Annotated in this window: 13 protein-coding genes; 4 read left to right on the top strand and 9 right to left on the bottom strand. The window is 68.3% G+C overall.

Annotation, left to right across the window (positions count from 1 at the left end; translation table 11 throughout):
• The 4 genes from QQK25_RS20955 to QQK25_RS20940 form a co-directional block, all read left to right on the top strand.
• Positions 1 to 486: response regulator (locus QQK25_RS20955; protein WP_284189711.1), on the top strand; the 486-nt coding region annotated here is incomplete at its 5' end.
• A 31-nt stretch (positions 487 to 517) separates the two neighbouring features.
• A complete protein-coding gene (locus tag QQK25_RS20950) occupies positions 518 to 1,015 on the top strand; it encodes an SRPBCC family protein (protein ID WP_284189710.1) in 498 nt (165 codons plus the stop codon).
• Between the two features lie 15 nt (positions 1,016 to 1,030).
• On the top strand, positions 1,031 to 3,130 hold the full coding sequence (locus QQK25_RS20945) for a 4Fe-4S binding protein (RefSeq protein WP_284189709.1): 2,100 nt from the start codon (positions 1,031 to 1,033) through the stop codon (positions 3,128 to 3,130).
• A gap of 102 nt (positions 3,131 to 3,232) precedes the next feature.
• Positions 3,233 to 4,180: an alpha/beta hydrolase gene (locus tag QQK25_RS20940; protein ID WP_284189708.1), complete on the top strand. Its 948-nt coding sequence runs from the start codon at positions 3,233 to 3,235 to the stop codon at positions 4,178 to 4,180.
• A 3-nt stretch (positions 4,181 to 4,183) separates the two neighbouring features.
• Here QQK25_RS20940 and QQK25_RS20935 read toward each other — a convergent pair whose 3' ends face one another.
• The 9 genes from QQK25_RS20935 to QQK25_RS24440 form a co-directional block, all read right to left on the bottom strand.
• A complete protein-coding gene (locus QQK25_RS20935; RefSeq protein WP_284189707.1) occupies positions 4,184 to 4,630 on the bottom strand; it encodes a MaoC family dehydratase in 447 nt (148 codons plus the stop codon).
• 123 nt (positions 4,631 to 4,753) lie between these two features.
• Positions 4,754 to 5,368 (bottom strand): urease accessory protein UreG, encoded by a 615-nt coding sequence (gene ureG / locus QQK25_RS20930; protein WP_284189706.1) that lies wholly within the window; start codon positions 5,366 to 5,368, stop codon positions 4,754 to 4,756.
• Positions 5,365 to 6,702 (bottom strand): patatin-like phospholipase family protein, encoded by a 1,338-nt coding sequence (locus QQK25_RS20925; protein WP_284189705.1) that lies wholly within the window; start codon positions 6,700 to 6,702, stop codon positions 5,365 to 5,367. Before QQK25_RS20925 ends, ureG begins: the two co-directional genes overlap by 4 nt.
• 55 nt (positions 6,703 to 6,757) lie before the next feature.
• Positions 6,758 to 7,441, bottom strand: a complete 684-nt coding sequence (locus tag QQK25_RS20920) for an urease accessory protein UreF (protein WP_284189704.1) — start codon at positions 7,439 to 7,441, stop codon at positions 6,758 to 6,760.
• 11 nt (positions 7,442 to 7,452) lie between these two features.
• On the bottom strand, positions 7,453 to 7,929 hold the full coding sequence (gene ureE / locus QQK25_RS20915; protein ID WP_284189703.1) for an urease accessory protein UreE: 477 nt from the start codon (positions 7,927 to 7,929) through the stop codon (positions 7,453 to 7,455).
• Between the two features lie 115 nt (positions 7,930 to 8,044).
• Complete coding sequence (gene ureC, locus QQK25_RS20910) at positions 8,045 to 9,745, bottom strand: urease subunit alpha (RefSeq protein ID WP_284189702.1); 1,701 nt, start codon at positions 9,743 to 9,745, stop codon at positions 8,045 to 8,047.
• 252 nt (positions 9,746 to 9,997) lie between these two features.
• Positions 9,998 to 10,303, bottom strand: a complete 306-nt coding sequence (locus QQK25_RS20905; protein ID WP_284189701.1) for an urease subunit beta — start codon at positions 10,301 to 10,303, stop codon at positions 9,998 to 10,000.
• Between the two features lie 9 nt (positions 10,304 to 10,312).
• Positions 10,313 to 10,615, bottom strand: coding sequence for an urease subunit gamma (gene ureA / locus QQK25_RS20900; RefSeq protein ID WP_284189700.1), 303 nt, complete (start codon positions 10,613 to 10,615; stop codon positions 10,313 to 10,315).
• A 214-nt stretch (positions 10,616 to 10,829) separates the two neighbouring features.
• Positions 10,830 to 10,976 carry an urease accessory protein UreD gene (locus QQK25_RS24440; protein ID WP_498027239.1) on the bottom strand — a complete coding sequence of 49 codons (147 nt, stop codon included), beginning with the start codon at positions 10,974 to 10,976 and terminating at the stop codon, positions 10,830 to 10,832.
• Positions 10,977 to 10,993: the final 17 nt, after the last annotated feature.

The raw sequence follows: 10,993 nt of genomic DNA, 5'->3' as shown, positions 1-10,993 counted from the left end.
CCGGACGTGCTGGTGATGGACCTGTCGATGCCCGGCTGCGGCGGCCTGTCGGCGCTGGAACGCATCCTCGCCCGCGAGCCCGGCGCCCGGGTGCTGATCGCCTCGGCCCACGCCGACGCCCTCACCGCCGAACGCGCCCTCAAGGCCGGCGCCGCCGGCTACCTGTGCAAGCGCAGCGCACCGGACGAGCTCCTCCGCGCGGTGGGCCTGGTGGCCGCCGGCCAGACCTACATCGACCCCGAGATCGCCGCCGTGCTGCGCCGCGCCGACCGCCCGGAGCACCCGGCCGAAGCCCTCACCGACAAGGAATTCCACGTTTTCCTGCAGCTTGCCCAGGGCCACTCGGTGGCCGAGGTGGCCGACACCTTCCACCTCAGCCCCAACACCGTGGGCACCCACCTTTACCGCATCAAGCAGAAGCTCGGCATCCAGAACATGGCCGAACTGGCGATGGCCGCCGTCCGCGCCGGCCTGATCGAGGTCTGACCACACAGCACCCCCAACCCCCGGAGACAACATGAAAAACAAGGCATCCCTCTTCGTCGCCATCCTCGCCCTCAGCGCCGCCCTGCCGGCTGCCGCGGGCAACACGCTCAAGGTTCAGGAGCACATGGACATCGCCGTTCCGCCTGCCAAGGTCTGGGACACCGTGCGTGACTTCGGCAGCCTCGCCTGGCACCCGGCCGTCGCCACCACCACCCTCGACAAGGGCGAAAAGGACAAGCGCGGCGCCGTGCGCACCGTCACCACCAAGGACGGCGCCAAGCTGGTCGAAGAGCTGCTCAATCATCGCGATTCCGAGCGCATGCTCAAGTACCGCATCATCGACTCGCCGCTGCCGGTGAGCGGCTACGTGTCCACCCTCAAGGTCAAGGCCGCCAAGGGCGGCAGCCGCGTCGAATGGTCGTCCACCTTCAAGGCCAAGGGGGCTGATTCGGCCACCGCCAAGAACGCCGTGCGCGGCATCTACACCAGCGGCCTTGGCGCCCTCAAGCAGCAGCTCGAAGCCAAGTAAGCCTCACCCGCGCCGATGGTCTCCGCCCGAAGTCTCCTGCACCGGGCCGCCACCGGCGCCCTCTTCTGCCTTGCCTGCCTGGGCCTGCCCACGCAGGCGGGCGATCTCTCCCAGGCCGACATGGCCCGGCGCATCCAGCCGCCGCTCCATGTGGGCGACAAGCTCCGCGACATCCCCGCCTGGCCCATCACCAGCGAGCTCGAACCCGAAGCCGGCCCCATCGCCTACGCTTTTGAATCCATCGACCTCGCGCCCATTCCGGGCTTCGAGGGCACCCCCCTCAACCTGCTGGTCACCATTGACCGGCGCGGCAACTTCCTGGGCGTCGAGCTCTTGCGCCAGCACGAGCCGGTGTTCCTCTCGGGCCTCGGCGAAGAGCCCCTGAAGGATTTCCTGCGCCAGTACGAAGGCAAGAGCCTCAAGCAGGAGATCACCGTCTCCAGCCTCTACGGCAACACCCGCGCCGGCGCGGGCGGCAACCGGGTGGTGCTGGACGGCGTGAGCAAGGCCACCGCCTCGGTGCGCATCGTCAATCAGAGCGTGCTCACCTCGGCGCTGGCGGTAGCCCGCGCCCGCCTCGGCTTTGCCGCCCCGGCCAACAAGGCGCCGCCCGCCGAGGTGCGGCCGGACGTGTTCGAGCAACGCAGCTTCGCCCAGCTGGTGGAAAGCGGCGCCATCGGGCGGCTGCACCTGACCAACGCCGACGTGGAGCAGCGCTTTGCCGGCAGCGAAGGGGCTGGCGTCGACGCGGACGCCCTCGCCCGGCCCGACGCCACCTTCGTCGACCTCTACGTGGCCTACCTCAACGCGCCGACCATCGGCCGGGCGATCCTCGGCGACGCCGGCCACGCCGACCTGATGCGCCGGCTGGAACCCGGCCAGCACGCCTGGTGGGTGGCCAGCAGCGGCCGCGACGCCTTCATCGATGAGGGCTTCACCCGCGGCACCGTGCCACCGCGCCTCGCCTTCAGCCAGGACGGCGGTCCGGTGGAGCTGCGCGACCTGGACATCGCCCCCGCTCCGCCCGCTGGCGCCCCGCCCCTCAACGCGTCGCTGGTGCTGCGGGTGCCGCCCATGTCGGGCGTCGATCCGGCCAGCCCGGTGCGCTTCGAATTGACGCTCACCCGCGCCAAAGGCTCGATGCTGCCGGTCATCACCCAGCGCAGCGCCGTCCTGGATTACCGGCCGCCGGCCGGGCTGTTCCATCGCCCGCCCGCCCCGCTGCCTGACTGGCTGATCGCCTGGAAGGATCGCGCCACCGAACTCGCGGTGATCGGCGCGGCGCTGCTCGTCCTGTCGGTGGTACTCGCCCGGCCGCGCTGGATGTCGGTGTCGGCATCGCGCCTGCGGGTGTTCCGGCTGGGCTTTCTGGCCTTCACCCTCGGCTATCTGGGCTGGTACGCCCAGGGGCAGCTGTCGATCGTGCAGATCACCGGCGCGGTCAAGTCGCTGGCCGCCGGCGCGGGGCTCAAGAGCTTCCTGTACGACCCGGTGAGCCTGCTCCTCATCGCCTTCACGCTGGTGAGCTTCGTGGTGTGGGGCCGGGGCACCTTCTGCGGCTGGCTGTGTCCGTTTGGCGCGCTGCAGGAGTTCGCCGCCCACCTCGCCCGCCTGCTGCGCCTGCCCGAGCGCCGGCTGCCGCCGCGGCTCGGCGATGTGCTCGAGAAGAGCCGCTACGCCGTGCTCGCCGCCCTGGTGGCCGCCGCGGCATTCGCCCCGCAGCTGGCCGAGAAAGGCGTCGAGATCGAACCCTTCAAGACCGCCATCACCGTGGGTTTCGACCGGAGCTGGCCCTTCGTGGCCTGGGCGGTGCTGCTGCTGGTGCTGGGCGGCGTGTATTACAAGTTCTTCTGCCGATACCTGTGCCCGCTGGGCGCGGCGATGACCCTCGGCGGCAAGCTGCGCATCCTCGACTGGCTGCCGCGGCGCACCGAATGCGGCCAGCCCTGCCAGACCTGCCGCCACCGCTGCAGCTACGACGCCATCGAGAAATCCGGCGCCATCCGCTACGACCGCTGCTTCCAGTGCCTCGACTGCGTGGGCATCTACCACGACGAAAACCGCTGCGCGCCGATCATGCTGTACCGCAAGCGCGCCGCCGCGACGCGACGCTAAACCCATCGCCCCGTGCCGCCAGCGGATGCGCCGCGCTAGGCGCTCGCGTCGAAAGCCCGTACATTAGCGAACACTGATTTACATCGAACCGCCCTGCGTCCAATGCCCTTCGCCCTGCTCCTCGTCACGTTGGGAGCGCTAGCCGTCTTCCTGTTTCCGATGCTGATCCGCCGCGGGCTCACCGCACCCCGGCTGCGGGAATCCGGACAGCCGACGGATCTTCCATGGCAGACCATCCGGATTCCGACCGTGCGGGGCAGGACGCTCCACGCTTGGTACATGCCCCCTGGCGGCGCCGAGCCCGCGTCCGCGGTTGCCGTGCTGCACGGCTGGGGCGGCAACGCGGAGACCATGCTGCCGCTCGCCGCCCCGCTGCATCTGGCGGGACATGGCGTGCTGCTCTTCGACGCGCGCTGTCACGGCAGCAGCGACGACGACGATTTCGCCTCCCTGCCGCGCTTTGCCGAAGACCTGGAACACGCCCTCGACTGGCTGGCCCGGCAACCGGAGGTGGACGCCCGGCGCCTGGCCGCCATCGGTCACTCAGTCGGCGCGGCGGCAGCCCTGCTCGTCGCGGCACGCCGACCCGCGCTTTCGGCCATCGTGAGCCTCGCGGCATTTGCCCATCCGGCGCGGATGATGGAGCGCTGGCTCGACAGCAAGGGCATTCCCCGCTGGCCCTTCGGGCAACTGATCCTGTGGTACGTGCAGCGCACGATCGGCCATCGTTTCGACGACATCGCCCCCTGCCACACCATCCGGCAGATACGCTGTCCGGTGCTGATCGCCCACGGCAGCGACGACGCAACGGTGCCGGTGGCCGAAGCCCGCGAGATCCACGCCAACCGTGCCCACGACGACGTCGAGCTGCGCATCCTGACGGGTGGTCACGACGACTGCCAGGATCTCGACCGGGTGCTGGCCGATGTCGTCCGCTTCCTCGACAGCAGCCTTGGCCCCGGAAGCACCAAAGAAAACGCCCCGCAGACAGGCGGGGCGTTTCTTGCAGCACCGTCCGGCGGAGCGCTCAGGCGCCCTGCCGCAAACTGATGCTCAGCGGGCCGGCACCATGATGTCGGCTTCGCCTTCGAGCACGACCTTGCCGCGCACGGTGCACACCGTGTCGAACTTGGCCTTGCGCTTCTCGGGGGTGAGTTCCTTGATCGTGCAACGCGCAACCACGGTGTCGCCGATCTTCACCGGGGCCTTGAACTTCAGGGTCTGGGCCAGGTAGATCGCGCCGGGGCCGGGCAGCTTGGTGCCGAGCACGGTGGAGATGAAGCCAGCCGACAGCATGCCGTGGGCGATGCGACCACCGAACATGGTGGAGGCAGCCAGTTCTTCGTTGATGTGCACCGGGTTGTAGTCACCGGAGACACCGGCAAACATCAGGATGTCGGCTTCGGTCACGGTGCGGGCATAGACGGCGCTCTGGCCGACGGACAGTTCCTCGAACTTGTAACCGTAGAACTCTTCGAAATTGTTGTTCTGTTCGCTCATTGCTGTTCCCTTATGCATGTTGGTGGTCTGAGACGCATGGCGCTCCCGGGCCGGAACGCTGCCGGCATGAGGCGCCCCGGCAGCATACCGCAAAAAGCGTGACGTTTTTGACGCCGCGCGCGTTCAGCCCGCCGCCAGCAGGCCCTGCTTTTCGATGAAGGCGATGATCTCGGCGAGGCCCTGGCCGGTCTTGAGGTTGCTGAAGATGAAGGGCCGCTCGCCGCGCATCTTCTTCGCGTCACGGTCCATCACCTCCAGCGAGGCGCCCACCATCGGCGCGAGGTCGATCTTGTTGATCACCAGCAGGTCGCTCTTGGTGATGCCGGGCCCGCCCTTGCGCGGGATCTTGTCGCCGGCGGAGACGTCGATCACGTAGAGGGTGAGGTCCGACAGCTCCGGCGAGAAGGTGGCCGCCAGGTTGTCGCCGCCGGATTCGACGAAGATCAGCTCGACATCGGGGAACAGGCGGATCAGGCGATCGACGGCTTCCAGGTTGATCGAGGCGTCCTCGCGGATCGCGGTGTGGGGGCAGCCGCCGGTCTCGACGCCGATGATGCGCTCGGGCGCCAGGGCCTCGTTGCGTACCAGAAACTGGGCGTCCTCGGCGGTGTAGATGTCGTTGGTGACCACGGCGAGGTCGTATTTTTCGCGCAGGGCGCGGCACAGGGCGAGGGTCAGGGCGGTCTTGCCGGAGCCGACGGGGCCGCCGATGCCGACGCGCAGGGGTTGGCCTTTCATGGAGCTTCCTTGGTCTGGTCTTGGGTGGATCTGGATGGGATTGAGGGTTCGGGCAGGGAGCTCACCAGCCGGCGCCACTGGCTGGCCAGCCCGGCGTCGTCGAGCAGCTCGGCAAGGCCGGCGGGTGTGGGCCAGTCCGGGTCGGGGTAGATCTCGCACTTGTGCTTCATGCTGCGGTGCGGCACCACCAGCTCGCCACCGGCGGCAGCCTCGTGGGCGGCGCGGATGCCTTCCGCGATGAGCGCATCGATGAAGGCCGGATCGCGGTTGAGCTTGGAGGCGTAGTTGAGTGGAAAGCGCGCCAGCGGGCCATCGCGACGAGTGCCCAGGCGGATAAAGCAAACCGTCACCGGCTTGTAGTCGGCAAGCCCTTCCGGCAACCCGGGCACGCTGCCAAGCTGTTCGGCGATGCGGTTCACCCGGTCGATGGACCTGAGCTCCTGCCCCAGCGAGAGGTTGCCGGCCAGCTCGTTGCGCCGGTCGGCCTGCTCGTCGGGCGTGTCGGGGCCGCAGTCGGAGCCTTCGTAGCGGTTAGGGTTGATCTGCACCACCCACAGCAGATCAGGCTTGCGGTCGCGGCTGCGGCCGTCGAAGAAATCGTTGATCGGCGGATTCTGGGAATACAGGCCGTCCCAGAAGAAGCGCTGCTCCCGCCGGCCGGAGCCATCGCCCGCATCGACCGACAGCGGCTTGGCGACGAAGAGCTCGGGAATGCAGGCGCTGGCAAGCAGCTCGTCGAGGCGCAAGCCCTCCTCCATCTGCTCGGGAAAGGTGCGGAAGGCGGTCTGCGGCTCGCCGTCGGGATTGACCACATCCACCGCGCCCACGAACAGATCGATCCCCGGCCGGCCGCCAAAGCGTTCGGCATCCGCCGGCAAGCCGACCACCGCGCGCATGTCGTCCTTCATGCGCGCCTGGATCAGCTCGGACAACACCGCCGACGGCGGGTAGCTCAGGGTCGGCAGCATGTCCTGCAAGGCGTCGGGGAGCGCGTCCTGCCAGGACATCAGCCACTGGCTGGCGGCGTTGCTGAAATATTCGCCCCACCACAAGGGCGGCTTGCCGCTCGGGTCGAAGCTGGCCTTGTTGCGGTTCCAGTAGTGCAGCACCCGGCGGGCGCCTTCGGCCCACGATCCGTCGGGCGCGGCGCTCCAGGCCATCGCCGCGGTGATCGCGCCGCCCGAGGTGCCCGAGAGGCCCAGCAGGTCGAACCAGTTGCCGTCCTCGCCACGACGACGGAAGTACTCGAAGGAGAAGAACAGGTAGGCCAGCGCGCCGGCGGTAAAGGCCGTGTGGGCGCCGCCGCCCTGGCAGGCGATGGCAAGGCGCGGCACGTCGGCGGACGCCTTTCGGGAGGGTCTGGGCAATTTCTTGGTCGATGGGGGCATCTCAGGAGCGGAAGAGTCGCGAATACTGGGTCTCGTGGCGGCTGCTGGCGATGGCGAGGCCGGGCTGGAAATTGGACCAGTCTTCCGGCGCCAGCGCCAGCGCGGCAGCCACGCGGTCCGGCACCCGGGCGGCCAGATCGGACAGCAGGCGCTGGCCGGCGGCCTGCCCCAGGGGGACAGCCTTCACCGCGGCCATCACCATGTTCTCGATCCACGCCCAGGCGTAGCCGCTGATCGCCGGCCCGGGCTCGACCTGCCAGGCCACCGCCGCCGCCGCCCAGGCGACCGGAAAGGCCGGATCGTCAATCGCCCGCAGCCGCGCCGCCCAGCCGGGCAGGCCCGCGAAGGCCGGCAGATCCACCAGCAGGCGGACCAGCGAGTAGCCCATCTGGACGGTTTCGGCGCGCAGCTCGGAGGTCTCGCGGCTGGCGAGGCAGAGGGCGTTGAGCTCACTCACCCGGCCGTCGTCGCCGGCCGCCCAGGCGTCCATCAAGCGCGCCAGCAGCGGCAGCTCAAAGCCGCCCACCGCGCCGGCGAGGGCGTCGGCAATCCACTCGCCCACCTGGGCTTCGGTCTTGACGAGACCCGAGTCGATGGCGAACTCCAGCCCCTGCGAATAAGTGTAGGCGCCCACCGGCAAGGTGGGGCTGGTGAGCTGCAGCAGGCGGACCAGGGCGAGGCTCATCCCGGCGCCCGTCACTTGTACTGGTGGATCTTGGCTTCGGTCGCACCGCGCTCGGCGTGGTGATGGCCGTGGGCGTAGGCGCCGGCTTCGGGCTCGAAGGGGGCGGTGAGGCTGGCAACCTCGGCGCCGAGGCCGGTGAGCATGGTTTCCAGCACGTGGTCGGCCTGGATGCGCAGCCAGCCTGCACCCACCTGCACCGCCACGTGGCGGTTGCCCAGATGATAGGCGGCGCGGGCCAGGGCGAAGGCATCGGCGCAGCGGGCTTCGATCAGGTCTTCGGGCGCAGCAACCACCTCGACGATCCGCCCGTCGGCCGCCAGCAGGCGATCACCGCCGCGCAGGATGGTGCCCCGGGGCAGGAACAGGCCGACCTCCTCCCCATCCTCCAGCTGGGTGCGCAGGCGGCTCTTGGTACGGGCGTCGAAATCAAGGGTGAGGCGTGCGGTCGGGGCGGCGTCGCCGGTGTAGAGGGTTTCGATCAGCAGCATCGGTCAGACAATCTCATCTAGCTCAGACTTATCGGTCGGACCTGTAGGTCGGACTTCAGTCCGACACCGGGGATGGTTTGTCGGACTGAAGTCCGACCTACAGGGCATCACTTGCTCAAAAAAGGAAATACCGCTGCGCCATCGGCAGCACGCTGGCGGGTTCGCAGGTGAGGAGCTGGCCATCGGCCCGGACCTCGTAGGTTTCGGGGTCGACGCTGATCTCGCCCTGCCAGTCGTTGTGGATCATCGAGGACTTGGTGACGCTGCGGATGCCGCGCACGGCCTCGAGTGGCTTGACGAGGCCGAGACCGTCCAGTGCGCCGCTCGCCAGCGATGCCTGGGACACGAAGGTGAGGGAGGTCTTCAGCCCGCCGCCGAAGGCGCCGAACATGGGCTTGTAATGCACCGGCTGGGGCGTGGGGATGGAGGCGTTGGCGTCGCCCATCGCGGCGGCGGCGATCATCCCGCCCTTGAGGATCAGGCTCGGCTTGACGCCGAAGAAGGCCGGTTTCCAGATCACCAGATCGGCCAGCTTGCCGACCTCGATGGAACCGACCACGTGACTGATGCCGTGGGCGATGGCTGGATTGATGGTGTATTTGGCGATGTAGCGTTTGGCGCGGAAGTTGTCGCTGCGGGCGGTGTCGCCACCCAGCGCGCCGCGCTGCACCTTCATCTTGTGAGCGGTCTGCCAGGTGCGGATCACCACCTCGCCCACCCGGCCCATGGCCTGGGAATCGGACGAGAACATCGACAGCGCGCCGATGTCGTGGAGGATGTCTTCGGCGGCGATGGTCTCGCGGCGGATGCGGGATTCGGCGAAGGCCACGTCCTCGGCGATGGCCGGATCGAGGTGATGGCACACCATGAGCATGTCCAGGTGCTCGTCGATGGTGTTGATGGTGTAGGGCCGGGTCGGGTTGGTGGAGCTGGGCAGCACGTTGGGCAGGCCCGCCAGTTTGACGATGTCCGGCGCGTGGCCGCCACCCGCGCCTTCGGTGTGGAAGGTGTGGATGGTGCGGCCCTTGAAGGCGGCGGCGGTCGTCTCGACAAAACCCGATTCGTTGAGGGTGTCGGAGTGGATCGCCACCTGCACGTCCATCTCCTCGGCCACACTCAGGCACGTGTCGATGGCGGCGGGCGTGGTGCCCCAGTCTTCGTGGAGCTTGAGGCCGATCACGCCGGCCTCGACCTGCTCGGCGAGCGGCCCCGGCAGGCTGGCGTTGCCCTTGCCCAGAAAACCCAGGTTCATCGGAAAGGCGTCGGCCGCCTGGAGCATGCGCGCGATGTGCCACGGCCCCGGGGTGCAGGTGGTGGCGTAGGTGCCGGTGGCCGGGCCAGTGCCGCCGCCGATCATGGTGGTGACGCCGCTCATAAGCGCCTCTTCGATCTGCTGCGGGCAGATGAAGTGGATGTGGGTGTCGATACCGCCGGCGGTGACGATCATCCCCTCGCCGGCGATCACCTCGGTGGCGGCGCCGATGGCAATCGTGACGCCGGGCTGGATGTCCGGGTTGCCGGCCTTGCCGATGGCGCTGATGCGCCCGTGCTTGAGGCCGATGTCGGCCTTGACGATGCCCCAGTGGTCGAGGATGAGCGCGTTGGTGATGACGGTGTCGGCCACCTCGGCGGCCAGGCGCTGGCCCTGGCCCATGCCGTCGCGGATCACCTTGCCGCCGCCAAACTTGACCTCTTCACCGTAGATGGTGAAGTCCTTCTCCACCTCGATCCACAGCTCGGTGTCGGCGAGGCGCACCCGGTCGCCCACGGTGGGGCCGAACATTTCCGCGTAGGCGCGGCGCGAAATCTTTGCCATATCAGGACTCCAGAAAACCGTGGGGAATGCCGGCTGCAGCCGGAAGCGCGTTGCGTCGGCCACCCGCGGGTTCCAGCCCGCAGGACTGTAGGTCGGACTTCAGTCCGACGCGACCGCCCAGGAAAATCCGGGGGTGATCGAGCAAGCGGTGTCGGACTGAAGTCCGACCTACAGGCTGACCTGCAATCCGAGCAGCGGAAAACCCGTGCTGCCCGGAAGCAACTGCGCCAAAAGCCGTGCAAGCACGCATGTTCAGAGCGCTCCCATCACCTGGCCGTTGAAGCCGAACACCTTGCGATCGCCGGCCAGGGCGACCAGTTCGACGGTGCGGGTCTGGCCGGGCTCGAAGCGCACGGCGGTGCCGGCGGCGATGTTGAGGCGATGGCCCCGGGCCGTAGCGCGGTCGAAACTGAGCGCGGCGTTGGTCTCAGCAAAGTGGTAGTGGGAGCCCACCTGGATCGGGCGGTCGCCGGTGTTGGCGACGATGAGGGTCAGGGTGGCGCGGCCGACGTTGAGCTCCAGCTCGCCATCGGCAGTATCGATTTCACCGGGGATCATGGTCGCTCCTCAGACGATCGGTTGATGGACGGTGACCAGCTTGGTGCCGTCCGGGAAGGTGGCTTCCACCTGGATCTCGGGGATCATCTCGGGCACGCCGTCCATCACGTCAGCGCGCGTGAGCAGCGTGGTGCCGTAGTTCATCAGGTCGGCCACGGTGCGGCCGTCGCGGGCGCTCTCGAGGATGGCGGCGCTGATGTAGGCCACCGCCTCCGGGTAGTTGAGCTTGAGCCCCCGGGCCTTGCGCCGCTCGGCCAGCAGGCCGGCGGTAAAGATCAGGAGCTTGTCTTTCTCGCGGGGGGTCAGTTCCATGATGGTTCCGTATGGGGAGTAGGTAATGGGTAGTGGGTAGTGGGCCGTAGGTGCTATGGAGTTGGTAAGTGAACCGGGCTTGGTCGGTTGGGTGATGGGCAGGATTTTGGGAGGTTGGTGAGACAAAAGAGCGTGGTGAAGCACCGCACCCCCATTTCCTATTACCCACTCCCCAATACCCACGACCCACTTCCCATTACCCATTCCCCACTTCCTAAGTAAGCCATATTCGCGGCACCGCCGCCTCGCGGCCAGCAAGTGCCGGGCGCAGCACCGACCACAGGGCGACAAACCAGGCGCGGGCCGGTTCGGCCGCCGGGCCCAGGTAGCGGGCCACCAGCAGGCCGGGCAGGCGCGTCACGCCGCCCTCGCCCACCG

This window comes from Zoogloea oryzae (genome assembly GCF_030161255.1).
Taxonomy (GTDB): Bacteria; Pseudomonadota; Gammaproteobacteria; order Burkholderiales; family Rhodocyclaceae; genus Zoogloea; species Zoogloea oryzae.
Note: the sequence above shows the minus strand (reverse complement) of the source record. Positions and strands in the feature narration are given on the sequence as shown.